At 49.2% G+C, this 25706-nt stretch carries 21 protein-coding genes; 12 read left to right on the top strand and 9 right to left on the bottom strand.

Annotated features, from left to right (window positions below; translation table 11 throughout):
- Positions 1-82: 82 nt before the first annotated feature.
- Positions 83-1300 (top strand): type II secretion system F family protein, encoded by a 1218-nt coding sequence (locus E1189_RS21100; protein ID WP_155163149.1) that lies wholly within the window; start codon positions 83-85, stop codon positions 1298-1300.
- A gap of 683 nt (positions 1301-1983) precedes the next feature.
- On the opposite strand, the gene E1189_RS21095 is transcribed toward E1189_RS21100, so the two are convergent.
- Together E1189_RS21095 and E1189_RS21090 are read right to left on the bottom strand one after the other, a co-directional pair.
- Entirely contained in the window at positions 1984-3729 is a 1746-nt protein-coding gene (locus E1189_RS21095) for a hypothetical protein (protein WP_155163148.1), read from the bottom strand.
- Between the two features lie 26 nt (positions 3730-3755).
- Positions 3756-4163, bottom strand: coding sequence for a DUF3024 domain-containing protein (locus E1189_RS21090; RefSeq protein ID WP_155163147.1), 408 nt, complete (start codon positions 4161-4163; stop codon positions 3756-3758).
- A 253-nt stretch (positions 4164-4416) separates the two neighbouring features.
- On the opposite strand from E1189_RS21090, the gene E1189_RS21085 reads away from it, so the two are divergent.
- Together E1189_RS21085 and E1189_RS21080 are read left to right on the top strand one after the other, a co-directional pair.
- The gene (locus E1189_RS21085; RefSeq protein WP_329602163.1) at positions 4417-5094 is read left to right on the top strand and encodes an anaerobic C4-dicarboxylate transporter family protein; all 678 of its coding nucleotides are present in this window, start codon (positions 4417-4419) and stop codon (positions 5092-5094) included.
- Positions 5095-5155: 61 nt separating this feature from the next.
- Positions 5156-5854 carry an aspartate/glutamate racemase family protein gene (locus E1189_RS21080; RefSeq protein WP_155163145.1) on the top strand — a complete coding sequence of 233 codons (699 nt, stop codon included), beginning with the start codon at positions 5156-5158 and terminating at the stop codon, positions 5852-5854.
- A 72-nt stretch (positions 5855-5926) separates the two neighbouring features.
- Here E1189_RS21080 and ald read toward each other — a convergent pair whose 3' ends face one another.
- Positions 5927-7048: an alanine dehydrogenase gene (ald, locus tag E1189_RS21075; protein ID WP_155163144.1), complete on the bottom strand. Its 1122-nt coding sequence runs from the start codon at positions 7046-7048 to the stop codon at positions 5927-5929.
- Positions 7049-7494: 446 nt separating this feature from the next.
- Between ald and E1189_RS21070 the strand changes: the two genes are divergently transcribed.
- From E1189_RS21070 to E1189_RS21060, 3 genes are all read left to right on the top strand, one after another.
- Positions 7495-8373 carry a prepilin peptidase gene (locus E1189_RS21070; RefSeq protein ID WP_329602156.1) on the top strand — a complete coding sequence of 293 codons (879 nt, stop codon included), beginning with the start codon at positions 7495-7497 and terminating at the stop codon, positions 8371-8373.
- A 13-nt stretch (positions 8374-8386) separates the two neighbouring features.
- Positions 8387-9001: a dephospho-CoA kinase gene (coaE, locus tag E1189_RS21065; protein WP_329602155.1), complete on the top strand. Its 615-nt coding sequence runs from the start codon at positions 8387-8389 to the stop codon at positions 8999-9001.
- 349 nt (positions 9002-9350) lie between these two features.
- On the top strand, positions 9351-10580 hold the full coding sequence (locus E1189_RS21060; RefSeq protein WP_155163143.1) for a dicarboxylate/amino acid:cation symporter: 1230 nt from the start codon (positions 9351-9353) through the stop codon (positions 10578-10580).
- Positions 10581-10612: 32 nt separating this feature from the next.
- Here E1189_RS21060 and bioA read toward each other — a convergent pair whose 3' ends face one another.
- Complete coding sequence (gene bioA, locus E1189_RS21055; protein ID WP_329602162.1) at positions 10613-11884, bottom strand: adenosylmethionine--8-amino-7-oxononanoate transaminase; 1272 nt, start codon at positions 11882-11884, stop codon at positions 10613-10615.
- Between the two features lie 116 nt (positions 11885-12000).
- On the opposite strand from bioA, the gene E1189_RS21050 reads away from it, so the two are divergent.
- Positions 12001-13182: an endonuclease/exonuclease/phosphatase family protein gene (locus tag E1189_RS21050; protein WP_155163141.1), complete on the top strand. Its 1182-nt coding sequence runs from the start codon at positions 12001-12003 to the stop codon at positions 13180-13182.
- A gap of 50 nt (positions 13183-13232) precedes the next feature.
- Positions 13233-14090 (top strand): 6-pyruvoyl trahydropterin synthase family protein, encoded by an 858-nt coding sequence (locus tag E1189_RS21045; RefSeq protein ID WP_155163140.1) that lies wholly within the window; start codon positions 13233-13235, stop codon positions 14088-14090.
- 106 nt (positions 14091-14196) lie between these two features.
- Here E1189_RS21045 and E1189_RS21040 read toward each other — a convergent pair whose 3' ends face one another.
- From E1189_RS21040 to E1189_RS21020, 5 genes are all read right to left on the bottom strand, one after another.
- On the bottom strand, positions 14197-16050 hold the full coding sequence (locus E1189_RS21040) for a hypothetical protein (RefSeq protein WP_155163139.1): 1854 nt from the start codon (positions 16048-16050) through the stop codon (positions 14197-14199).
- A gap of 90 nt (positions 16051-16140) precedes the next feature.
- Complete coding sequence (gene groL, locus E1189_RS21035) at positions 16141-17790, bottom strand: chaperonin GroEL (protein WP_155163138.1); 1650 nt, start codon at positions 17788-17790, stop codon at positions 16141-16143.
- A gap of 48 nt (positions 17791-17838) precedes the next feature.
- Positions 17839-18135 (bottom strand): co-chaperone GroES, encoded by a 297-nt coding sequence (locus E1189_RS21030; RefSeq protein ID WP_155163137.1) that lies wholly within the window; start codon positions 18133-18135, stop codon positions 17839-17841.
- A gap of 230 nt (positions 18136-18365) precedes the next feature.
- A complete protein-coding gene (locus E1189_RS21025) occupies positions 18366-18869 on the bottom strand; it encodes an FxsA family protein (protein ID WP_196221549.1) in 504 nt (167 codons plus the stop codon).
- A 154-nt stretch (positions 18870-19023) separates the two neighbouring features.
- On the bottom strand, positions 19024-19731 hold the full coding sequence (locus E1189_RS21020) for a HugZ family pyridoxamine 5'-phosphate oxidase (RefSeq protein ID WP_155163135.1): 708 nt from the start codon (positions 19729-19731) through the stop codon (positions 19024-19026).
- Between the two features lie 365 nt (positions 19732-20096).
- Between E1189_RS21020 and E1189_RS21015 the strand changes: the two genes are divergently transcribed.
- The 4 genes from E1189_RS21015 (at position 20097) to E1189_RS21000 (ending at position 25698) form a co-directional block, all read left to right on the top strand.
- Positions 20097-21905 carry an acyclic terpene utilization AtuA family protein gene (locus E1189_RS21015; RefSeq protein WP_329602154.1) on the top strand — a complete coding sequence of 603 codons (1809 nt, stop codon included), beginning with the start codon at positions 20097-20099 and terminating at the stop codon, positions 21903-21905.
- Between the two features lie 72 nt (positions 21906-21977).
- Complete coding sequence (locus E1189_RS21010; RefSeq protein WP_155163133.1) at positions 21978-22850, top strand: SDR family oxidoreductase; 873 nt, start codon at positions 21978-21980, stop codon at positions 22848-22850.
- A 3-nt stretch (positions 22851-22853) separates the two neighbouring features.
- Entirely contained in the window at positions 22854-24470 is a 1617-nt protein-coding gene (locus E1189_RS21005; RefSeq protein ID WP_155163132.1) for an acyl-CoA carboxylase subunit beta, read from the top strand.
- 70 nt (positions 24471-24540) lie between these two features.
- A complete protein-coding gene (locus tag E1189_RS21000) occupies positions 24541-25698 on the top strand; it encodes an acyl-CoA dehydrogenase family protein (RefSeq protein WP_155163131.1) in 1158 nt (385 codons plus the stop codon).
- Positions 25699-25706 lie beyond the last annotated feature (8 nt).

Here is a 25706-nt window from a genome sequence, read left to right as displayed (position 1 = left end):
AGAATCGGTATGCGCTTCAAAGAAATATAAAGATTTAATGCGGCCGGGCCCAGGGTCGGAGCATTTAAGGACCGCTTATCAAATGGCAGATAAAAATAACAAATCCTCGATTTTTGTCTGGGAAGGAAAAGATAAAAATGGTCGCCTCGCCAAAGGGGAGCTTTCGAGTAAGTCTCTGGCGCTGGCCAAGGCTGAGCTGAGAAAGCAGGGGATTAGCCCTACTAAGGTGCGCAAAAAGAGCATCAATATTGGAGGTAGGGGCAAGAAGATCAAGCCCATGGACATCGCCCTGTTTACCCGGCAGCTCGCGACAATGACCAAAGCGGGCGTCCCCATGTTGCAGGCCTTTGACATCACTGCTGAGGGTATGGAAAAGCCAGCAATGAAGGATTTGTTGGGACAGATCAAAAATGATGTAGCAGGCGGTACCAATCTCGCCGACTCCCTTAGAAAACACCCTAAATACTTTGATGAACTCTACTGTAACCTTGTACATTCCGGTGAACAGTCTGGAGCGCTGGAGTCTCTGCTGGATCGAATCGCAACTTACAAGGAAAAAAGCGAAGCTTTAAAAGCCAAAATCAAGAAGGCCATGAACTACCCCATTGCAGTTATGGCTGTGGCCTTCATTGTTACCGGTATTCTGCTGGTTAAGGTTGTACCCCAGTTTGAGGAGGTATTTGCCGGGTTTGGAGCCGAACTGCCAGCCTTTACTCAGATGGTCATCAACATCTCAGAGGTGATGCAGGAATGGTGGTATATCGTGATCTTCGGCTTTGCCATCTTTATATTCGTCTTCAGAAAGCTGCTGGAGAGATCACAAAAAGCCCGAAACAAGATGGACCTGTTTATATTGAAGGTTCCGGTTATCGGCCAGATTATCGACAAGTCGGCCATCGCCCGTTTCGCACGAACACTCTCAACCACCTTCGCCGCCGGTGTACCACTGGTTGAAGCTCTCGACTCCGTAGCTGGCGCCGCTGGTAACGTGCTATATAGAGAGGCGGCTATAAAAATCAAAGAGGATATATCCACCGGTCAACAGCTTCAGTTTTCCATGCGCAACACAAATGTATTCCCGTCTCTGGCAGTGCAGATGGTTGGCATTGGTGAAGAATCCGGTGCTCTGGATGAGATGCTGGACAAAGTCGCCAACTACTACGAAGACGAAGTGGATAATATGGTTGACGGCCTCACCAGCCTGATGGAGCCGATGATTATGGTGGTTCTGGGTACACTGGTTGGTGGTTTGATTGTTGCGATGTACCTGCCGATCTTCCAGTTGGGTTCTGTGGTTTAAAACAGCTTTGTAGAAAGGTATTAAAACTATTGACATATGAATTAAACTATTAACACATAGAAATCCTGAACTGTTTTTCCTATGGCTGTTGTAATTTCATCTGAAGCTTGAGAAAGGCACACAACTCTATTTATCCGTGACCATCATCTTGTAAACATCGATGCCAGTAGAGGACCTCAAAATGGCCAGTATCAGGCTAAGTACCCGGACCATTGCTTTCGCATAATGGTGGCGAGTGAATTTTTTCGCACTTCAAGGAACAACGTCGGGGGCGTAGCCCGCTACGTGACAAGAGTTGTGACGCAGCAAGGGCGAAAAAAGACGCCGCCAGACTATGCGAAATCAATGGTCAGGGTACTTATTCTTCTTATCACATCAAGAATGCGGACAGAGCCTGACAGAAGAATTGATGGCCATAAACTGAGGGATCAACAAAAGTCTTTTTATATGCGTTCAGCGTGACTATGTTCCCGCCACTGACTGGTGACAATACCTGAAAAGGCAACTAACCCGGTTGCATAATGCAACACTTCTATATCAAAGGGTTTACTTGTTGGTGTTGTTCGTGACACACAAATATATCCCTTCCGCAGACCCACATGTTTACTGGGTTACAGTCTACCAATCAACGGTGGGAACATAGCCCAAAACAAGCCTTTTCCTCAACCGTGTACAGGAAGCTATCAGGAACATCCAACGCCCATAGCATTAAGGCTATCCCTGAATTTCTTTTCTTTGTTTTTTGGTATAACAACCTGAAGTTTGCCCAGACGCTGACACCATTTGGATAACACTTTGTCGTTTACGATCAGGTCAGCAATCTCCGGGGTTTTACACGTCATAACAAGCGCTTCGCTGTGAAGTTTAACTGCATCTCGGTTAGCTTCAGCCTGTTTCAGAAGGCTCTCACAGTCTTCTGGCAGAAAAGGTTGATTTTCTCGCATGAGTAAGAATGTTCTTAACTCATCGATGCTGCCGCCTACCTGAATAACCTCACTGATTTTTTTCCGGGATAGTTTCCATGTGTTCTCTTTGATGTTATCGGCGTAGAGCGACAGAAAACGCTGCTCCCAAGGCGTTGGGGTTTGCTCAAAAACAACACGGCCCTGCCGCTGAATGGTGAGTGTTGTTTCTGTCGACTCTGCTTCCGTTGCCTGATAGCTGCCAGACAAATCCAGTGCGTATGCCCCCAGAGAGGTCAGTCGGAAAAAACGCAAGCCATCGTAACGGCTCAGACATTCCATATCCCCAAAGTCGTCGTAATAGCAGTTGTCACTGTTTGGCGGAGCCATCACCACATCAATCAGGCCTAATGTGGCAGCATACTCCACCAGAAAACAGCGTATGTAGCGAGCTTCCAGTAAATCCCAGGGAGCGTTATAAAATTCTCCATAACTGGAATCATAGATATACAGGTAGTCCGGCTCTGCAGTAATTTCGAGCTTAGAGCCTGTCGTGAACATAAACTTGGAGAAGTCTTCGAAGGCATACCACGCCCCTACTCGACACCCCTTTAGATAAGTAATAATTTCCTGCCTTCTGCCCTTAACATCAGAAAAAAAACGCTTCCCTTTCCCGGTTTGTCCTTTGATGGTGTTAATACGACGAAATTCATCATCGGAGCTTCTGGTTACCCACTGCTCCCAAATTTCCTTCACCGTTTCCGCTGAGTTTTTTCCAGTGTTCTCTGCCAGAAGCAGTGTCGTTTTTGAGCACTTGCTGAACTTACTGTTCTCTAATAACCTGAGCCAACCATAAGACACCATAAGATCCATGCCTTTGGCTTCATCACAGGATGTCTTTTCATAGTATTCATGAGTGTCCTGAGACACTTTCTTTAGCGTGGCCAGAGAAGCTACTCCGGTTTTATCACTAACTTTGATTTGTTTGTCCTGAAGTAAAACAAGCAATGATTGCAGTTCACTTGGCGCCAGGCGTTCACGTTGAAAAACCTTGTAATGATCCGGCAAAGGATCAGGCAAAGTGCAGGATTTGAGCATGTCCGGTTCCGGCGGATCAATCAGCGATTGCAGAATTGACAACAAACCATCCGGTATTTTTGGTGATCCGTACCGGTCACCCTGAGGGTAGAAAAAGGGTTCAACCGATTCAGATAACCCTGCTCCGTAGAAGTAGAGAAGGCCATTTTTTCTGGTGCCTTCAGGAAACTCACCATACTTCGCTTCAAAGCGAGGCTTTTCAATATGCCCGTTGTAATGAAAAACAGACTCTCTTATGAATATCATCTCCAATTTCGGGAGTTTTTTCAGATAGGGCTTCAACAAGATCGGGTCAGAAAGCCCTTCACGCAACGCTTCTATCAGAAAAGCCTTACGAATTTGCTTTGGTTTAACACCAAAGTAAGTGAAATAACGCTTTTTCAGCGTATCAACGGTTTCCAGGTCTATTGCTTGTTGTAAATCTGACATGAGACTGTGTGCACTCTTTAATTGGGCTACGGCAGAAAGCAGGTTTCATTGGCAATCAGGTCAAAGCATTCCTGAATATCGACATCATAAAATACCTCAGCCCACTGTCCGGTGTGTCGCATATACGCCAGTGTGTAGTTGTTGCTGCCTTTATACGCCATGCGAGCAATCTTTATCTCAAAGTACGGGCGGATAGCCTTAGGGCTCGGGCAATGAGAAGTACCACAGAAATAGAAAAAACTGCCATGCCACTTGGTAAAAATATCCACCAGGTAGTTGAAGTCGTGATCTTCGGGGGGAGGCTTAATATGTTTTGGCCTGAGGTAACTTTCAACCCACTGATCCGCCTGCTCTTTAAGAGCAGCCTTTGTTGATGCTGAAACTTTGGGGTGTGATGCCCTTTTGGTGGCAGGCATCCACATATATTGACTCATAGTATTCTCTTCATAACTCTTCACAAGAGATTGGTGCAGATTTATAAGTCAAAAAAGCAAGTATTGCCACAACTCCAACAAGGCTCTAACTCCCGCTTAACTTTGAAGCGGTGACGAGACAGGCTGTACTTTCCATAACAGAGTGCAGTCTTTATACGCATTGCGGCCTAATTGGTAGTCTGAGCTCGTGTTCATGATCGCCTCATCTCTTTTTTATCCTGCTCTCTGGCTGTAGTTTCTCAATAAGTGAGAAATCAAATCAACAACCGCAACGACTTTAGACAAGAAGCTGCCTGCCTCTTCACACCATGCTATTCTGTTGTTTGTGATTGTACTGCTGTCGATTGTGGCTGTCGCCATGTTCCCGTCTATTCGGACGATTCAAGGTTCGACCATTGGCATGTCCACAATCATTCAAATGATGATGTTGGCTTTCGGTGGCATTATTCTTCTGGTAACCAAAACGCCTACTGTCAAAGTCCCTGACGGTGTGGTTTTTAAATCAGGTCTGGTTGCAGCCATCGCAATCTTTGGTATTGCGTGGATGAGTGACACTTATTTCAAGTTCGCTATGCCATCTTTCCAGAGCCATATCATGGATATGGTGCAGACTTACCCTTGGACCTTCGCGCTCGCCATGTTCATTGTATCTGTGGTTATGAACTCCCAGGCGGCTGTTTGCCGTATGATGCTGCCCGTTGGTTTGGCTATGAGGCTGTCTCCACAGCTACTGGTTGGCATCATGCCTTCCTGCTATGGATATTTCTTTATCCCGAATTACCCATCTGATATTGCCACCTGTAACTTCGACTCCTCAGGCACCACGAAAATTGGCAAGTATTACTTTAACCACAGCTTTATGACGCCCGGCCTGATTGGCGTTATTACAGCCTGTATATCCGGCTACCTGCTGGCTGGCCTTATGTTCTAACCAAACTCTCCCGATCGGAGTAGAATCAGAAAGTAATTATCCACTGCCGCGAGAGCATTTTATGAAAACAATAGGCCTGCTCGGAGGAATGAGCTGGGAATCCACCCAAAGCTACTACAAAACAATCAACGAAAGCGTGAAAGTCAAACTGGGCGGTTTGCATTCCGCGAAAGTCGCTCTTTACAGCGTCAATTTCGCCGAGATAGAAGAGCGCCAGCATCAAGGCAAGTGGGATGAAACTGCTGAGATTTTATCGGATGCAGCTCTCAGCGTAGAAAAAGGTGGCGCAGACTTTCTGCTGATTTGCACCAACACCATGCACAAGGTTGCTCCTCAAATCGAAGAGAAGCTCAGCATACCGTTACTGCACATTGCTGATACCACAGCAGAGAAGCTGATTGAAAGCAGTGTGAAAACTGTTGGCTTGCTCGGTACTGCCTTCACCATGGAGCAGAATTTCTACAAAGGCCGACTGACAGATAAGTTTGGTATTGATGTTGTTGTTCCTGAGCAGGAAGACAGACAAACCGTGCACAACATCATCTATCAGGAGTTGTGCAAAGGGGAAATCAAGGAAAGTTCTCGTCAGAGCTATATCTCCATAATCGACAAGCTTAAAGAGAGCGGTGCAGAGGCTGTTATTCTGGGGTGCACCGAGATTGCTCTGCTGGTTCAACAGCAACACACAGATGTGCCTTTATTCGATACCACAGCCATTCATGCGGAAGCTGCGGTTCAAATGGCCTTATCCGAAATTTGATTTCTCCATAAAAAATCCCCGGCTGATCACTCAACCGGGGACTGCTTTTTCACAACTCAAGCTGCTTTGGTTTTAGATTTCCTGCAGCATTTCCCGTGGGGAACGGTATTCCAGATCCTGAGCTTCAGCAACTTCTGGGCAAGTGATCACGCCCTTGCATACGTTCAGACCGTTCAGCAGGTGATGGTTTTCTTCCATCGCCTTACGTGGGCCCTTGTCAGCCAGTTCCAGAACGAATGGCAGAGTTGCGTTGTTCAGAGCCATGGTGGAAGTACGAGCAACCGCGCCAGGCATGTTCGCTACGCAGTAGTGAACTACGTCGTCAACGATGTAAGTAGGTTCAGCGTGAGTAGTGGCCTTGGCAGTTTCTGCACAACCACCCTGATCGATAGCTACGTCAACAATCGCGGAGCCTTTCTTCATCTTGGAGATAAGATCACGGGTGATCAGCTTAGGAGCCGCAGCACCTGGGATCAGAACGCCACCGATTACCAGATCAGCTTCAGTTACGTACTGCTCGATAGCGTGACGAGTGGAGAAGATAGTCTTGATACGGTTGCCATACTGAGCGTCCAGCTTACGCAGAACTTCTACAGAGCGATCCAGAACAACAACGTCAGCGCCCATGCCAACAGCCATTGCAGTTGCGCTTGCACCTACAACACCACCACCGATAACAACAACTTTGGCAGGTTCAACACCAGGAACGCCACCCATCAGTACGCCACGGCCACCGTGAGCTTTTTCCAGGCAGTGTGCACCAGCCTGAATGGACATACGACCAGCAACTTCAGACATTGGAGCCAGCAGAGGCAGGCGGCCAGCGTCGTCGGTTACAGTTTCGTAAGCGATGCAGGTAGCACCGGATTCGATCAGGTCATTAGTCTGAGGAACGTCTGGAGCCAGGTGCAGGTAAGTGAACAGAGTCTGATCACGACGCAGGCGCTTACGCTCTACTTCCTGAGGCTCTTTAACTTTAACGATCATGTCCGCCTGAGCGAAAACGTCTTCAGCCGTTGGCAGAATCTTTGCGCCAGCAGCGATATAATCTTCGTTGGAGAATCCGATAGAAGCACCGGCGTTGTCTTCAATAACTACGCTGTGGCCGTGGGAAATAACTTCCTGAACAGACATAGGAGTCAGGCCAACACGGTATTCGTGATTCTTAATTTCCTTAGGTACGCCAATAAGCATAACTATTCCCTTTTCTTTGTGATCAGTAAGTGTATACACCTAGATTAATGCAAAAAATGCAGTGGATGACTCTGTTCTTTCAAACAAAACAGAATTTTTATCTAAATAGGCATTTAAAAAGGCTACTTTTCAGGAAAAAAAACTACAAAAAACCAAACATATAAATTTTTATAAAATTTTCAAATTTGTTTTACTTAGTTTACGCATTGAATTTAAGCAATTACCCAACACACATGCGCTTAATACATTTTTGACCTGCATCAATTACAACAACTTCACACAAAATCGAATCAGCTCATGTACTAACCAGTACGTTCAGATATTGAACAGGCCCAGGTACTTAAGACAACCCCAGAAATATATGATTTCATAATGATGAGTATTTATACTCAGTTAACGACATCGCCCAGACCGGCGGATAGCAAATTAGAATAAGGACATCCCTAGTGGCTGAAATTGAAATACTCCTGAGTCATCCAACTATCTGGATCTGGTTTGTGACTATTCTCGGATTACTGGTTGGCAGCTTTCTGAATGTAGTCATCCATCGCCTCCCCACCATGATGGAGAAGCAGTGGACGTGTGAGTGTCAGGCTTTGCTAAACCCTGATGCCGATACTTCAGAAGACAACTCACCCCGCTATAATCTTTTGGTTCCCCCTTCTTCCTGTCCGAAGTGCGAGCACAAGATTCGCCCCTGGGAAAATATTCCTGTTATCAGTTATCTGTTTTTGCGGGGCAAGTGCGGCAACTGCAAAACCCCTATTTCTATCCGTTACCCTATTATTGAACTGGCCGCGGGTCTGCTGGCCCTGTTAAGCGCACTGGCTTACGGACCGGGCCTGGTTTCCTTTATGGTATGCGTGTTGAGCTGGATGCTGCTGGCAATGTCCATGATTGATGTTGACCATCAGCTCTTGCCCGATTCCATGACCCTGCCTCTTCTTTGGCTGGGATTGCTATTAAATGCCAACAGCATGTTTGTCCCACTGGAAGATGCTGTTTATGGTGCAGCTGCGGGTTACCTCTCGCTCTGGTCTGTTTACTGGCTGTTCAAGCTAGTGACTGGCAAAGAAGGTATGGGCTTTGGAGACTTCAAACTGCTCGCCGCCCTCGGTGCCTGGATGGGCTGGCAATTCCTCCCACTGATTATTCTTCTTTCTTCCATGGTGGGAGCTGTTACAGGCATTGCCATGATTGTTATACGAGGACGGGACCGTAATATCCCTATTCCCTTTGGCCCTTATCTGGCAGCCGCAGGTTTAATTGCCATGTTCAAAGGGGACGAACTTATTTCCAGCTATCTGCAGATGGCTATCTACTAAGGAGTAAACAACGGTGTTTGTTGTTGGAATCACCGGAGGTATCGGTTGCGGGAAAACAGTTGTGACCGACTATCTTGCCCAAAAAGGCATTGTCGTTGCTGATGCTGATAAAGCATCACGCGTTGTTGTGGAATCAGGAAAACCGGCTCTGCAAAAGATTGAAGAGCACTTCGGCAGCAACATGATTTTTGAAGACGGAAGTCTGAACCGTCGCGCCTTACGGGACATCATTTTCCAAAATGCGAATGAAAAAAAATGGCTGGAAAAACTTCTGCACCCACTGATTAACCAGCAGTTAAGGTTGGAGCTGAGTCTGGCTCAGTCACCTTATGTTATTTTGGTTTCACCTTTGCTTTTTGAAACCCGGCAGCATGACATGGTTGATCGGATTCTGGTGATTGATGTGACTGAGGAGGTTCAGATTGAGCGAGCTATAGCTCGCGATAACATATCCCAAGAGCAGGCTGAATCTATTGTACGCTCTCAGTCTTCGAGAGAAGAGCGTCGGAGTCGAGCGGATGATATTGTGAATAACAGCGGCTCTCTTGAGCAACTGTATCAGCAACTGGAAACACTCCATCGTTCCTATCTGGAGCAGGCTCGGGAAGCGCAAAGCGACCACCCTTGAACAGTTCAACATAACGGGTATTGCCTATGCGCTGCCCGTGAGAGACTAACAGTATATTCCCCTCTTCTATTAACGTGACGGTTAGCTTTCAATATAAGTTCAATAGCGCGATTGTTATCGGTTAAAACAGACACTTCCATCTTACCAAATCAAATACAATCCAGAGTTCTGACAAACAACAACCATACAGACGGAGCCTCAGCCCAAAGCAACACTTAACAAACGAAAGAGAATAAGCAAATAGCGAATGAACCTTAGATTGGCATAACAAAAGGTCTACCTTTGTGAACCATCAAGGCCAACCCCTTGTCTCTATTAATGGGATGGCAAAAAACAAAGGGGACGTCACATGGCCAGATCGGAAAAAGCTATACGCTTTCCATTCATACAATTTTTGGGGTCAGGAACACTCATTCTTGTCGCAGCAGCTCTTGGCATTGTGTGTGGGCTGTTGGATATCGCCGCTATTTATAGTGTGGCTGAAGCTGTCGGCGAACTGTTTATCCGGTTACTCAAACTGGTGAGCACACCTATTATTTTCTTTTCTGTGCTTTCAACCCTCACAGGCATGGCCAACCTTCACGATGCTGGTGTTCTTGGTGGAAGGGTTATCCGCTACACTCTGCTCACAACTATTATTGCCGCCACCATTGCCCTATTGCTGTTTTTGTTGATTAATCCGACCGGACAGGTAGATTTATCAACCTCTATAGCTGCTGCAGAGTTAACCGAGTCTCATTCGGGGTACTGGCAGTATGTCATTGAAATCATTCCTACCAGTTTTATCACACCGTTTCTGGAAGGGCAGGTTATCAGTGTGCTGTTTATCGCCCTGGTGTTAAGTCTTGCCATTCTGAATCTGCCTATCCATCGCCGTGAGCGACTGCAGATGCTGTTTGAAGATTTGTTTGCTGCCATTATGAAACTCACCGCAGGCTTTCTGAAACTTTTGCCTCTGGCGGTATGGGCGTTTGTCACTACCTTTATTGAAAGTCTTGCTCGGGAAAGTGTTGGCAGTCACCTATTGCTGTATTTCACCTGCATTCTGCTGGCGAATGTCGTGCAGGCGGTTGTGATTCTCCCTTTGCTGCTGGCCTCAAAAGGCATATCGCCTGTTCAGACATTTCAAGGTATGGCACCGGCTCTCACAGTCGCGTTCTTTTCAAAGTCTTCCAGCGCGGCTCTGCCTGCTGCCATGGATGCAGCCCAGACACGGCTGGGCATCAGCTCACGGGTGGCTCGCTTCAGCTTTCCTTTATGCACAACCATTAATATGAATGCCTGTGCGGGTTTTATTCTGATTACCGTGCTGTTCGTCTCCATGCTCAGTGGCATGACATTTACTGTCGCAGAACTGGCCGCCTGGGTTGTCATCTCGAGTATCGCAGCAGTGGGAAATGCCGGTGTTCCCATGGGTTGCTTCCTGCTGGCCAGCACATTGCTGGCCACCATGAACGTACCTCTGGAACTGATGGGTGTTATCCTTCCTGTTTATGCACTGGTTGATATGCTGGAGAGTGCAATCAACGTCTGGTCAGACGCCTGTGTCACCAGCATTGTTGATAAGGAAACAGCCTAAGAGAGCTCTCGAGAGTTAAAGCTCGTCGAGAGTTAAAGCTCAGCCACGACGTTACGTATTCCGGCACACAGAAATGCCAGATCATCATCACTCATAATGTAGGGAGGCATCACATACACGAGTTTGCCGAAGGGGCGAACCCAGATGCCTTCTTTCACTAGACGTGGCTGCAACGTATGCATATCAACAGGCTCTTTTAGCTCAACAACGCCTATAGCACCCAGCACTCGCACATTCGCCACAGCTGACATTTCCGTGCAGGCCTGCAGGCCTTCCTGCAACCGGTTTTCGATACGGGCCACCTGCCCAGACCACTCGCCTGTCGCCAGAAGATCCAGGCTGGCACAAGCTACACGGCAAGCCAGTGGGTTCCCCATAAATGTTGGGCCGTGCATAAACACGCCCTTATCACAGATGGTATGACTCACCTCTTCCGTGCAGATCGTTGCCGACAGTGTCATCACACCACCTGTCAGAGCCTTACCTACGCACATAATATCAGGCACAACATCAGCATGTTCACAGGCAAACAGCTTGCCGGTACGACCAAAGCCTGTAGCAATCTCATCGAGAATCAACAGCACGCCATACTCATCACACAGCTCTCGCACCCTACGCAGATAATCAGGAGAGTAAAAGCGCATGCCTCCGGCTCCCTGCACAATCGGCTCAAGGATAATAGCCACCAGATCCTGATGATTCTCATCCAGCGCCTGCTTCAGTTCGGTGATATAGCTTTCATCCCACGCATCATGGAAGCCACAGGCTGGCGCACCTACAAAAATATGCTCCAGCAACACACCACGAAACAAAGAGTGCATGCCATTTTCCGGATCACACACCGCCATTGCCCCGAAGGTATCCCCGTGATAACCGTTACGCACGGTCAGCAGACGCCGACGATTATCATTGCCTTTGCAACGCCAGTACTGCACAGCCATTTTGATAGAGACTTCCACAGCCACGGAGCCGGAATCTGCCAGAAATACCGTTTGCAACGGCTTCGGTGTCATTTCTACCAACCGCTTACAGAGCTCAATGGCCGGCTTGTGGGTGATGCCACCAAACATCACGTGGGGCATGGTTTGCAGCTGATCCTGTGCTGCAGATATAAGCGCCGGATGGTTATAACCATGAATTGCACACCACCAGGATGCCATGCCATCAACGAGTACAGTGCCATCCGTGAGTGTCAGATGCACACCGTCTGTTGACTCCACAGGGCACACCGAAATGGGATGGGTCACAGATGTATACGGATGCCAAATATGCTCCCTGTCAAACTGCAAATCGTCATCTGTCACTGTCGCATCTGATGTTAGCGGCACTCTACTCACGCCTGCTCCTTGAACCGGTGTCTTAAGTTTTTGCAAAATTGTTCTATCCTTCGCATCCAAGCAAAAAATAACTGCAAACTTACATGCTGAAAAGTTTTATTTGCTCCAGGCTACGCCAGCAGGGCTTTATTACTCTGGCACTGTTGACCGCATTATCTACCGCTGGTCTGCTGGCTGTGACTGCGCCCGTTTTACCTTATCTGTTGGGTTTTCACCCTGCCGATCTGGAGCACCATCCTGTTTACTGCACAGCCCAGACGCCTAAAATCAAACCCGGCGAACCCATCAAAGTGCTGGACTGGAATATCCAGTTTCTCGCCGGAGGTTACTACCCCTTCTGGCACTCTGACTTCAACTTGCCTTTGCTCACAGAGGGCGATATTCAAAAAAATCTGGAGGGTATTGTCAGGGTTATCCGAGAAGAAAACCCCGACATCATTCAGCTGCAGGAAGTTCACAGAACCCACCCACTCACTTTTCATAAAGATCAGGTCAAAATGCTCCATGGGAGGTTGGCCGACATACTGCCCTGCTACAGTGTTGGCACATACTGGAAAGCTCACTTCATTCCTAGCCGCTATATGACTGGTCAGATTGAAATGTCACTGGTTACCATGAGCCGCTACCGAATGGACAGAGCCACGACAGAAACTCTTCCTTCCACACGGAGAATGCGTATTCTTGTGCCGTTTTATCCTCGACACTCCCTGCTGGAAACCCGCTTTCCATTGGAAGGGGGTGGTTTTTTCAGCACCATCAATACTCACCTTGATGCTCCTACACTGGGCCGGGGCGACATGAGCGGACAGGTACATACCCTGCTCACACGAGTGACTCGCTGGACAGAAAGGCGAAGGCTATGGATGTTATCGGGTGATTTTAATATTCTCCCCCCGGGCTTTTATGACAACTTGCCTGAGAATCAAAAAGCCCACTATACGTCTTACTCACCTCTTACACCGTTTTATCAGAACTTTAAAGGTATCCCCGAACTCAACGATGTTCTTGGACCAAATGGCCATCAGTGGCTGACAGCCTACGATCTAAACCCTGAGCTGGATCTGGTGATTGATTACATTTTCCACCCTCACTACATCCATTCAGAGAACAGTGCAGTAAAACATGTACCACTGGACCTTTCGGATCATATGCCCGTGATAACGACTCTCAAACTCAAGCCCGAAAGCCAGGGCCTGTTGAGCTCGATTATAAAACCTCAAAAGACCGTGGAAGTCAGGGAAAGATCGCCAGATGACAAGAACTGACATACAATCCTGCCACCCAGAATGTATGCAGAGTCAGATTAGTTTTTATAATGAGCGCTTTATTCGTAGAACAACTCACCACCATCGACTTTTCCTACCTGTGCCCAGAACGCGGGCTAACCGGTGAAACCTGGCTGGTTGATGTCGTACTGACCGGTGAGTTGAACGACGAGGGTATGGTCTTTGACTTTGGTCATGTAAAGAAAGAGATCAAAACCATGATCGACAGTTATGCAGACCATGCCCTGCTTGTCCCTTTAGACCACCCGGCTGTGACTATAAAAGACGAGAAAGAATATCGCACGGCCGAACTCTCACTCAAAAGTGGTGGCTTTATCACCTGCCAGGCTCCACTGCCAGCCATATTGCCTCTTCCTGTTGATGGGATTACTCCGGAAGCTATCCGCCCACTGCTGGAGAAACATATTCTAAAAGGTTTGCCTGACAATGTGCAGAGTGTAGAAATGCATCTGTACCCCGAAGATATTCAGGGTGCTTATTTCCATTACAGCCATGGTTTGAAAAAGCATCAGGGGGACTGCCAGCGCATTGCCCACGGTCATCGTTCACAAATAAAAATATATAGCCACGATAAGCGCAGTACCGAGCTGGAGAGCCAAGTTAGCGGCCAGTGGCAGGATATTTATCTCGCCACTCGCGAAGACATTATTGGCTCCGAGGAAATTAACGGTATCAAGCACCTGAGCTTTGGTTATCAGGCCATCCAAGGGCGCTTTGAGTTGCAGATTCCTGCTAAGCGCTGCTACTTGATGGATACTGATACAACCATTGAACTAATTGCAGCTCACCTGGCTCAATCGATTGCTGACGATCAGCAGAGCGGGTCTGTGAAAGTGATTGTAAATGAAGGCTTTCACAAGGGTGCTATCGGTATTGCATCGGCTTAGAGGACTAAGTAGCTTCTACTCACCAGGGTCTATCGAACTTAGCCGTCCGTAACGAGAAAAAGACCGGTTTGAGACAGTTTTTATGCTGATTAAGCCCGACAGGCTGCTAGAGGCCCTTAGAATCAAAAGTCATTCCGTGATAGGGCCATATGCCTGCTATTGGGTCACTAAGGTAATATTGTTGGGGATTGCCAAAGCCAAACAATTCTCTACCTGTCGGGTCACTGCGACTCAAATGCTCTGTGGCTATATAGTGAGTGTTCGGATTTTTAAAGGAGACAGGTATCGGAATAGCTAATGGCAGCACGGTATATTGTTGATGCTGCTCATATAACTGAGGTACCTGAGTGAAAGCTGATGGGAAAGTCATTGCCGTAGTCGAAGCACCCACATTTCCATCAAGATTTATCTGTGGAGGCAAAATAGACGCATTACCTCGCCGACACGAGCCTTCACCTAAAACAATAACAGCCTTCTTCCGCTCGAAACTTCTCAATTTTTCAGGGTCCGACCTACTGACATGAAACTTGGGATAGGGATGATCAACAGTGAGATAAGACAACTGAGACATCTCTTCATTCCTCATCAACGGAGCTGGTGACACCTCCTCCAGATCATCGCTATCCATAGTGCCCACAACAAGATCATCTGAGGTGGAATGCTCTTCCTTCTCCCAGTGCTCCGACTTCATGCAGGGCCATTCCACTCCGGAGGATTGGTTGAACTCTGAAATTTCTCCTTTTTCTACCCCTCCGGGCTTCCAGCGTCCGGTTTTAAACACATCCTCGCAGGCAGAGAAATAAATATTCTTTACTGGCCCCGGCTCTGTTTCCAGGCGAGCATAGGAGACAACGGGGTTGATCATATCCGCTCCCACACCCCCTCGCCGTACGCTGATATCTGTCCACATGTTTGTATCCAGATTTGAAATAAAAGTCCCGACATCTGTTGCTACTGTTAAATAGCCCTTCCGAGTCCCTACCGCATTCGCGGTATAATCAATAGCGCGTATTTCCTGAAACGACAGTTTGCGCTCATCATCCAGAATAAAGTCTGTTGGGGAAATTTCTGTAGATCGTTCGAGCTGCAGGCCATGGGCCTTGGTTCTCCTGTAAAAATACAGCATTTTTGATGTGGCAATAAACAGGCCTATAGACGTCATCTCAACCCCCCGCAGAGGATCTGATGTTTTCAGATTTTTACGGTACAGAAGGTATCCTACCGGATTGACTTCATTAATACTGCTCGTATTCACATCAACACGGTAAAACGCAATCATTCCATCGTTGTCATCAGTAGAGCCCGGCTCTTCAACACAAACAATCACATTAAACTCACTGCTAGTATTATGCGCTCCTTCGCCGGAATCAATATCGTACATTTTTTCATAAGCTCGCAGATGCGTTACCCAAACAAGCTCCTCTGAAATCTTCGTAACCCCTTTCTGGCTGTAGCTTGGAGCATGATGCGGCCAGGGTTCTGTTAATAACTTCTTCGTATAGTGGAGCTGGTACAATGCACCTTTACTTCCAAGATATATCCAGCTTTTGTCATAGCTATTATGAACAGTCAGAGCTCCCGTGAGCTCTCCTGCCCTGCCATCCATAAGAAAAAAGTCAGCGGGCAATCCCAGCTCTCCGATTGACTTACAGTAGGCTGGTGCGTACTCGGCTGTCTGCATGCAGAGCTTAGTACCATCCATACTGACCCAGACAGCAACCTTTTCATCAAACGACACAAGGCTTTTTTTATCCGGTAAATTCTCACGCCCAAATATTCCAAGCGAGGCTTTTGGGAAAACAACAGCCCCTACGCCCATCAGGCATATGACAAAATAAATCAGCTTTGTGCGAATCGTATGAATAACCGTTCCCCCATAACAGTTATAAAAAACCAGATCATTAAAAGTCCATACAGTTAAGACGAAAAAACCGGCTTCGCCACCCTTTCGATACAACAAAAAAAACGGCTCGTGACATAAGACGTCGCAAGCCGTTTTTTTCAGCTGAGCTGAGGAGGGTATAGCGGCTTAACCGCTAACGGGGGATGATTACATCATACCGCCCATTCCACCCATTCCACCCATTCCACCCATACCGCCCATCTCAGGTGCAGCAGGCTTGTCTTCAGGCAGTTCAGCAACCATCGCTTCAGTGGTGATCATCAGGCCAGCAACGGAAGCCGCAGCCTGCAGAGCAGAACGGGTTACCTTAGCTGGATCCAGAATACCCATTTCCATCATGTCACCGAATTCACCAGTGGCAGCGTTGTAACCGAAGTTACCTTCACCATTGCGAACCTTCTCAACAACAACAGATGCTTCGTCACCAGAGTTAGCAGCGATCTGACGGATAGGGCCTTCCAGAGCACGCAGAGCCAGGGCGATACCGGCTTCCTGCTCCTTATTCACACCTTCAATAGAGATATTGCTCAGAGCGCGGATAAGGGCAACACCACCACCGGCTACAACACCTTCTTCAACAGCGGCGCGGGTTGCATGCAGAGCATCTTCAACACGAGCCTTCTTCTCTTTCATTTCAACTTCAGAAGCAGCACCCACCTTGATCACGGCAACACCGCCGGCCAGCTTGGCAACACGCTCCTGCAGCTTCTCTTTGTCATAGTCGGAAGAGGAGTTTTCGATTTCCGCACGAACCTGCTCAACGCGAGCAGAGATGTCTGCCTGGTTGCCAGCACCGTCAACAACGGTGGTATCTTCCTTAGTGATCACGATACGCTTGGCAGTACCCAGATCGTCCAGGGTGACTTTTTCCAGGCTCATACCAATCTCTTCGGAGATCACAGCACCACCTGTCAGAACAGCGATATCCTGCAGCATAGCTTTGCGACGATCACCGAAACCAGGGGCCTTCACAGCGGACACCTTAACGATACCGCGCATGTTGTTCACAACCAGAGTTGCCAGAGCTTCGCCTTCAACATCTTCAGCGATGATCAGCAGAGGCTTGCCGGCCTTGGCCACAGCTTCCAGAGTCGGCAGCAGATCACGGATGTTGGAGATCTTCTTGTCGAACAGCAGGACGAATGGGCTTTCCAGTTCAGCAGACATGCTTTCCTGGTTGTTGATGAAGTAAGGAGACAGGTAGCCACGGTCGAACTGCATGCCTTCTACAACATCCAGTTCGTTTTCCAGGGAGTTACCTTCCTCAACGGTGATAACGCCTTCCTTACCCACTTTATCCATAGCTTCCGCAATGATGGCACCAACGGTTTCGTCGGAGTTAGCGGAGATGGTACCAACCTGTGCGATAGCTTTGCTGTCAGCACAAGGAGTGGACATGTCCTGCAGCTGGGCAACAACAGCGGCAACAGCCTTGTCGATACCGCGCTTCAGATCCATTGGATTCATGCCGGCAGCAACGTACTTCAAGCCTTCATTTACGATGGACTGAGCCAGTACCGTCGCGGTAGTAGTACCGTCACCAGCCTGGTCGTTAGCCTGGGAAGCTACTTCCTTAACCAGCTGTGCACCCATGTTTTCGAACTTGTCTTTCAGTTCGATTTCTTTCGCAACAGATACACCATCTTTAGTGATGGTTGGTGCGCCAAAAGACTTCTCCAGCAGCACATTGCGGCCCTTGGGCCCCAGAGTTGCTTTTACAGCGTCAGCCAGAATGTTAACGCCTTCGAGCATTTTTTTGCGAGCGTCGTCGCCAAACAGGACTTGCTTAGCAGCCATCTTGATGTTCCTTTATTGGGTTAGAAAGTCATGCAACAGGCGTTGCAGTTACTCAGCTTCGATCACGGCCAGGATGTCGGATTCAGACATCAGCACGTGCTCAACACCATCGATCTTGATGGTGTTGGAATCGCTGTGATAACCACCGAATACGACCTTGTCACCCACCTTAACAACCAGCTCGATCAGGTTGCTGTTGTTGTCGATACGGCCAGCACCAGTCGCAACAACCTCTCCGCGGTTGGTTTTCTCGGCCTTGCCTGGCAGTACGATACCGCCAGAAGAAGTCGTTTCACTTTCAAAACGGCGCACGAGCACCTGGTCACGCAAAGGACGAAGCTTCATTGATCGTCTCTCCAACTCTGTTTTTAGTAAGAATGCCAATCGGCTTTTCAAAATATCCACCGCGCGGTACCAGATTGGCTAGCGAGGTGGTTATCGGGGAACAGTACCTGCTCCACCGACGAAAACTGTTTACCACAGGCCTTTCGGATATCATCTTCGATAAAGCGCTGCGGCCGCCCGACATGAATGGGGGCCGTGATTTCGCATTTCAACCCCACAAATCGAAAAAATTATTCTTCTCTTCGGTACTCGCCATCAATCACATCGCGAGGAGTGGGTTGACTGAAAGGCTGCTGGGTGCGGCCTCCAGAATCAGCTCCAAAGCCCTGTCCAAAACTGGCACCAGCAGAGCCACCGGAAGTGTATACCTGAAATCGAGAGCTGCTTGAGAGTCTTTTAATGATTTTTCTACGGATGGGAGCAATCAGACCACACAGAGCGATGCAGTCAGTAATAAAGCCGGGAGCCAGCAAAAGGGCGCCACAGAAGGCAATCACCAAACCTTCCATCATCTCCATGGCGGGGATCTGCCCGGATGCCATTTTTTCACGGGCACGGGTCAAGGCAGAAAACCCTTCCTGACGCAGAAGAAACAGACCTGCAGAAGCCGTGAACAGAATCAGGGCAATAGTAGGCAGCACACCAATCAGACCACCAACTTTAATAAGAATCATCAGTTCTGTTATGGGAAACAAAACCAGAAAAAAGAAACCAAGCCGCACTTTATTCTCCATGGGAGACAGCATCTCCGTTAGTGACAAAGGCTATATGGCGGTGGGCTTTTTGATTTCAAGGCGGGGAGACAGAAAAGTGAAAAACTATACACTTTACATACAAATCGCTTGGATACCAGCAGCCCCCGTTTAAGAGCTGCTGAGAATTTTGCAATCAGGCAGCCTTAGCCATAGCTACCAGAAACTGACGAATATCTCCGGCACTCTCAGCTTTATGTTCAAAAGGTATACGCACCAAACGCTTGTCAATGCGAACCATAAATCCATAAGGGTCGACACCAGCCATTTCCGGTGTTATACCTTCTGGTAGTTCAATACCAGCCTGGGCGCAGTATTTGAAAATGGCATCACCATGATCTTCATTCATATGGTTCACTACGCCTTCTTCCACAAAACCGGCGAAGGGATTAGCTTCCACAATCAAATCATTTTCAAGCCAGTGAATATCACCAAAGCCGCCAATGTAGCGATTGCGCACCGGAACAATGCGATAAAAATCAAAGTTGTGAGTATTGTGATAGCCACGGGATTCCGGGAAATAGTTGTAGTAACGCTGAATGGCTGCTTCATCGGTAATCTGTTCTGCATCGCCTACCCAGGTTAAACGGGCGCCGGTTTGCACATCGTCCATATTGGACTGAGCAACAATTAAAGACACCTTGGTGTTCTTGGCAATATTGCGGGTGTGCTGGGCCAGGGAGCTGATCAGAATAACCGGGTAGCCATCACCATCCAGACAGTAAGGTACAACGGAGCCAAAAGGGTAGCCTTCCAGAACCCGGGACTGGGTGGATAAAACACCGCTGTATTCTGTTCTCAAAAACTCTCGGGCATCACGGGCTGAAACGGTTCTATCGCTCATAGTTTTCGCTTATAAAGTTCGTCGAGTATGGTCTTGAAAGTGGCTTTACGCTCTTCTTACGAATGATAATAATTATCAATTGCAAGTCAACCGATTCTGTTTAGCTATGCGTTGAGTGTCGTAGAAATACATAGATAAGCCAGCAGCTCCCATCCCATAGGCTATACAGCTGGGCAACACTAGGGCTGACAGGCCCCGGAGCACCGTTCAGGCTAACAAGGGAGAGACCAAAGGAAACCAGTATCCCTCTCTAATCCGTGGACGCAGAATAAAGATACGTAGTTATACTTGTCGACCAAGCGCTTGCTTGGTAATCTCACTTATCGTTTTTGAGCTTCCATTTTTCTAACAGTGAGATTCGCACCGTGGCTGATAATAAAAAAACCGTGCGCATAGGCTGTGCCAGCGCCTTCTGGGGAGACACTGAAACTGCTGCCCACCAACTGGTACGCAAAGGCAATCTGGATTATCTGGTTTTTGATTATCTGGCCGAGGTCACCCTCTCCATCATGGCCGGTGCCCGCATGAAAAACCCAAGTGCCGGTTATGCCCCTGATTTTATCAAATACGCCCTCAAGCCCGTTCTTTCTGAGATTGCCGAGCAAGGTATAAAAGTCATCAGTAATGCGGGTGGCGTAAACCCCGGCGCTTGCCGAGAGGCGCTAGAAGAGCTTATTAGAGAATCCGGGCTCGACCTCAAAGTTGCCCTTGTTCTGGGGGACGATTTGATGCCGCAAGTGAAGGCGTTAAAGACAGCAGGCGTCACTGAAATGCTCACAGGCAATCCCATGCCCGGTGGCATCGTCACCATGAACGCTTATCTTGGAGCCGAACCCATTGTTCAGGCGCTCAAAGACGGTGCAGATATTGTTATCACCGGCCGTATTGCCGACAGTGCTGTTGTGACTGCGCCATTGATTCACGAATTCAACTGGCCCAGTGATGAATACACCCTCCTTGCTCAGGCCAGCCTTGCAGGGCATATCGTCGAGTGCGGCGCACAGTGCACCGGAGGCAATTTCACAGATTGGGAAGCCATTCAAGATGGCTACGACGATATGGGCTTCCCCATTATCGAATGTCAGACCGATGGCTCATTTGTTGTCACAAAACCGGAAGGTACCGGCGGACAAGTCACCCGGGAAACTGTTGCAGAACAGCTGGTTTACGAAATTGGTGACCCCCGTGCCTACTACCTGCCCGATGTCGTGTGTGACTTCACCCACGTTGAGCTGGAAGAGGTCGGCACCGACAGAGTACGCGTAACAGGTGCTGTCGGCTTTGCGCCCACCAACACTTACAAAGTGTCTGCCACCTGGATGGATGGTTTTAAATGCTCTGCCGCCTTCCTGCTGGCAGGCATAGATGCTCGCAAGAAGGGTGAAGCTGTTGCCAGCGCCATTCTCAGCAAAACCAGTCGTTTGTTTGAGGAGCGAGGGCTAGGCACTTACACCGGTCACAATATCGAAATTCTTGGCAGCGAAGCGACTTACCATGAACGTTCTCAAGCGCAAGGCACACGGGAGGTGGTAGTGCGCATCACCGTATCCCACACCAACAAACAGGCACTGACGCTTTTCTCGCGGGAAATTGCTCAGGCTGCAACGGGCATGGCACCGGGCATTACCGGCGTGCTGGGTGGCCGCCCGAATGTATGGCCGGTGATTCGTTTATGGTCCTGCCTTGTTGATAAGAACCAACTGAGTGTTCAGGTGGAAGCGGCAGGGCAGACAACAGATGTCGTGGTTTCAGACTCTGAAGGCTTCACACCTCCGGGAGATCAATCCTTGCAGGAGTTTGTGCCCGAAGCCTGCGGCGACTTCTCGGCAACTGTCCCCCTGATCAAACTCGCTCTGGCCCGCTCCGGCGATAAGGGCAACCACTCCAATATTGGTGTGATTTCTCGCAAGGATGAATACCTGCCCTTTATTGCCAGTGCATTAACGGAAGAGGCTGTTGCGAAATGGATGGAACCCATGCTCGATCCGGAAAATGGCAAAGTGACCCGATGGGTTATGCCGGGCATTCATGCCTTTAACTTTCTGCTGGAAAACAGCCTGGGGGGCGGTGGCGTTGCCAGCTTGCGGATTGACCCGCAGGGCAAAGCGTTTGCACAGCAGTTGTTGGAGTTCCCCATTCCCGTTCCCGATGAACTGGCCAGAGACCTTTTATAACTCAATCTATTCAGGCGGAGGTTCTCCGCCGGAACTCTAATCCAAAAAATAATAAAAACTTCGGAGTATCGAATGTCCTACAAATCCATCTTTAAAGATGATGCGTTCAAAGACAAAACCATCATCGTTACCGGCGGCGGCAGCGGTATCGGCCGCTGCACAGCCCATGAGCTGGCAGCACTGGGCGCCAACGTGGTGATTATTGGTCGTAAGCAGGAAAAGCTGGATCAGGTAATTGCGGAAATCAGCGAAGATGGCGGCACTGTCAGTGCATGGTCTCTGGATATCCGTAACGAAGAGGCTGTGCAGGCTACCGTGGCTGAGATTGTGACACAGTTCGGCGAAGTTCATGGTCTGGTAAACAACGCTGGCGGACAATTCCCCTCCCCCATGGAAGCTATTAACAAAAAAGGCTTCGATGCCGTTGTCGCCACCAATCTCACCGGTGGTTTTCTAATGGCCCGGGAAGTGTACAAAGCTTCAATGCGTAAACATGGCGGCAATATCGTCAATATCACCGCCGACAACTGGGGCGGAATGCCCGGCATGGCCCACTCCGGCGCAGCACGGGCAGGTATGGATAACCTCACCAAAACCGCCGCCTATGAATGGGGTCCGGATGGTGTGCGAGTGAACGCCGTGGCTCCCGGCTGGGTGGCATCCAGCGGCATGGACACCTACGAAGGCGTTATGAAGGCTATTATTCCGAAGCTGAAAAACAGCGTACCCCTGGGGCGTATGGCGACAGAAGCGGAAGTCAGCGCTGCTATTGTTTTCTTGTTGAGTGACGCCGCCTCCTTCATCAATGGCGACACAATAAAAGTCGATGGTGGTGCACCGCTGGGCAGCAATATCTTCCCTCTGCGCAAAGCAAAAGTGGAAAACAGCCCGGCCTGGGATGGTTTCCACCGTGCCGTTATGCCCGATGTGCTCAAGGAGGATTAAACCATGCCGGTGATTGAATCTCTGATTGATACCAGCAGCCAGACCTTTCAGGAAAACCGGGAGGTAATGGAGCAGCACATTCGCAGTTTTCGGGATATTGAAAAGCTGATTGAAAACAAGGCCTGGGAAAAGAAAGCCAAGTACGAAAAGCGTGGACAGCTTCTGCCCCGTGAACGCCTTGAACTGTTGATTGACCCGGACAAGCCTTTTCTGGAACTGTCCTCCCTTGCCGGATACAAGATGTATGGGGACAGAGACGGCAGCTCCGCAGGGGGGGGTGCCCTGTGCGGTATTGGCTATGTGTCGGGTATTCGCTGTATTGTGATGGTGGATAACTACGCTATCAAAGGCGGCACCATCACCCCTATCGGTTTGCAGAAGCGTTTGCGCCTTCAGCAAATCGCTCTGGAAAACAAACTGCCCATGGTCGCCTTAGCCCAGAGCGGTGGGGCGGATTTGAACCATGCGACAGAAACCTTCTCTCCCGGAGGCCGTGCGTTCTACAACCAGGCGCGTATGTCTGCTGCCGGGATTCCCCAGATCACTGTCGTTCATGGCAGTGCTACGGCGGGGGGCGCTTATCAGCCCGGCTTGTCGGATTACACGGTCATGGTACGCAAGCAGGCGACTATGTATCTGGCTGGCCCCCCTTTGCTGAAAGCGGCCACCGGTGAGATTGCCACCGATGAAGAACTGGGTGGTGCTGAGATGCACTGTCAGGCGGCAGGTACCGGTGAATATCTGGCGGAGGATGACCATGATGCCATTCGCATTGTACGGGAAATCATGGCCATGTTGCCTTGGGAGAAAAAGCTCCCTGCACTGCCTTCTGAACCTTTTGAAGAGCCACTTTACGATATCGAAGAGCTGTTGGGCATTGTGCCTGCGGATTTGAAAACCCCTTACGATGTACGGGAAATCATTGCCCGCATTGCCGACGGTTCAAAATTCCTTGAGTTCAAGGGCGAGTACGATCAGCAAACCATTTGCGGTCATCTTTCCATTGAGGGCATGACCTGCGGTGTGATTGGCAACAATGGCCCGATTACCCCGGAAGGTGCCACCAAGGCAGCACAGTTTATTCAAACGCTGGACCAAAGCGGTATTCCCCTTTTATTTCTCCACAACACCACGGGTTTTATGGTGGGGACTGAGGTGGAGCGCAGCGGCATTATCAAACATGGTTCCAAACTGATTCAGGCGGTGGCGAATGCCCGTGTACCCCGTATCAGCATTGTAATCGGAGGGTCTTATGGTGCGGGCAACTATGCGATGAGTGGTCGTGGCTTTGACCCGCGCTTTCTGTTTGCCTGGCCGAACAGTACGACCGCTGTGATGGGCGCGGCTCAGGCAGGCAAGGTGTTGCGCATTGTGGCTGAGGCGAAGATGGCTCGCTCTGGTCAGCAGGTGCCTGCTGAGATGATTGATGCTCTGGAACAGAAAACCGTTAAACAGATGGCGGAAGGTTCGTCGGCTTTGGCCTGCACGGCCCGGCTTTTGGATGATGGTTTGATTGATCCACGGGATACCCGGCGGATATTGGCTTATTTGCTGGACATATGTCGTATGGCGGAGGTTCGTGAGCTGAATTCTACGACTTTTGGTGTTAGTCGCTTTTAAATGAGTTCCTCCCTCCAGCACTTTTTTGCGAGTACGCGAATTCGATAACAATAAAATTTGGAGACAAACCATGAAATTCACCCAGGAACACAAAGAGCTGCAACGCACCGTCCGTAACTTTATTGATATGGAAATGAACCCATACACAGAGCAGTGGGAACGTGAAGGGAAGTTCCCCGCCCACGAGCTGTTCAAGAAAATGGGTGACCTTGGTCTGCTGGGTATTCACAAGCCTGAGAAGTTTGGTGGTCTCGGCTTGGATTACAGCTACCAGATGGCGTTCGCTGAAGAGCTGGGAACAGCCCGTGCCGGTGGTGTGGCTTTGGCCATTGGTGTGCAAACCGATATGGCAACACCGGCGCTTGCCAAGTTTGCCAGTGATGAGCTGAAAGAAGAGTTTCTGGCTCCCGCCATTCGTGGTGAGAAAGTGGCGTGTATCGGGGTGAGTGAACCGGGTGCCGGTTCCGATGTCGCAGCTTTGAAAACCACTGCGAAAAAAGACGGCGATGATTATGTGATTAACGGCACCAAAATGTGGATCACAACCTCCACTCAGGCGGATTTTATGTGCCTGCTGGCCAACACGTCAGACGACAAGGTTCACAAGAATAAATCCCTGATTGTTGTGCCTATGGATACGCCGGGAATTTCCTTCTCCGACAAACTGAACAAAATGGGTATGCGCTCTTCCGATACTGCACAGGTGTTCTTTGATGATGTGCGGGTTCCTCAGCGTAACCGTATCGGTGCAGAAGGCACTGGTTTTATGATGCAGATGGTTCAGTTTCAGGAGGAGCGTCTGTTCGGTGCAGCCATGGCTGTGAAAGGGCTGGAGCAGTGTATTAACGACACCATCACCTACTGTAAAGAGCGCCACACCTTTGGCCAGCCTTTGATTGATAACCAGTACATCCACTTCCGTCTGGCAGAGTTGCAGACCGAAGTGGAAGCCCTGCGTGCCTTGATTTATCAGGCTACCGAAACCTATGTCGGCGGTGGTGATGTGCTGATGCTGGCATCCATGGCGAAACTGAAAGCCGGCCGTTTGAGCCGTGAGGTGACCGATGCCTGTCTGCAGTTCTGGGGCGGCATGGGCTATATGATGGAAAACGATGTGAACCGTGTTTACCGGGATATGCGCCTCACTTCTATTGGCGGCGGTGCCGACGAAATCATGCTCGGCATTATCTGCAAAACCATGGGCATTCTGCCCGGCAAGCGCAAGTAACAGGAGAG

It is taken from the genome of Parendozoicomonas verongulae, assembly GCF_009711465.1.
Classification (GTDB): Bacteria; Pseudomonadota; Gammaproteobacteria; order Pseudomonadales; family Endozoicomonadaceae; genus Sansalvadorimonas; species Sansalvadorimonas verongulae.
Note: the sequence above shows the minus strand (reverse complement) of the source record. Positions and strands in the feature narration are given on the sequence as shown.

Coding starts and splice junctions, on each gene's coding strand:
- E1189_RS21100 (WP_155163149.1), top strand. CDS start 83: ATGGCAGATAAAAATAACAAATCCTCGATTTTTGTCTGGGAAGGAAAA.
- E1189_RS21095 (WP_155163148.1), bottom strand. CDS start 3,729: ATGTCAGATTTACAACAAGCAATAGACCTGGAAACCGTTGATACGCTG.
- E1189_RS21090 (WP_155163147.1), bottom strand. CDS start 4,163: ATGAGTCAATATATGTGGATGCCTGCCACCAAAAGGGCATCACACCCC.
- E1189_RS21080 (WP_155163145.1), top strand. CDS start 5,156: ATGAAAACAATAGGCCTGCTCGGAGGAATGAGCTGGGAATCCACCCAA.
- ald (WP_155163144.1), bottom strand. CDS start 7,048: ATGCTTATTGGCGTACCTAAGGAAATTAAGAATCACGAATACCGTGTT.
- E1189_RS21060 (WP_155163143.1), top strand. CDS start 9,351: ATGGCCAGATCGGAAAAAGCTATACGCTTTCCATTCATACAATTTTTG.
- E1189_RS21050 (WP_155163141.1), top strand. CDS start 12,001: ATGCTGAAAAGTTTTATTTGCTCCAGGCTACGCCAGCAGGGCTTTATT.
- E1189_RS21045 (WP_155163140.1), top strand. CDS start 13,233: ATGAGCGCTTTATTCGTAGAACAACTCACCACCATCGACTTTTCCTAC.
- groL (WP_155163138.1), bottom strand. CDS start 17,790: ATGGCTGCTAAGCAAGTCCTGTTTGGCGACGACGCTCGCAAAAAAATG.
- E1189_RS21030 (WP_155163137.1), bottom strand. CDS start 18,135: ATGAAGCTTCGTCCTTTGCGTGACCAGGTGCTCGTGCGCCGTTTTGAA.
- E1189_RS21025 (WP_196221549.1), bottom strand. CDS start 18,869: ATGGAGAATAAAGTGCGGCTTGGTTTCTTTTTTCTGGTTTTGTTTCCC.
- E1189_RS21020 (WP_155163135.1), bottom strand. CDS start 19,731: ATGAGCGATAGAACCGTTTCAGCCCGTGATGCCCGAGAGTTTTTGAGA.
- E1189_RS21010 (WP_155163133.1), top strand. CDS start 21,978: ATGTCCTACAAATCCATCTTTAAAGATGATGCGTTCAAAGACAAAACC.
- E1189_RS21005 (WP_155163132.1), top strand. CDS start 22,854: ATGCCGGTGATTGAATCTCTGATTGATACCAGCAGCCAGACCTTTCAG.
- E1189_RS21000 (WP_155163131.1), top strand. CDS start 24,541: ATGAAATTCACCCAGGAACACAAAGAGCTGCAACGCACCGTCCGTAAC.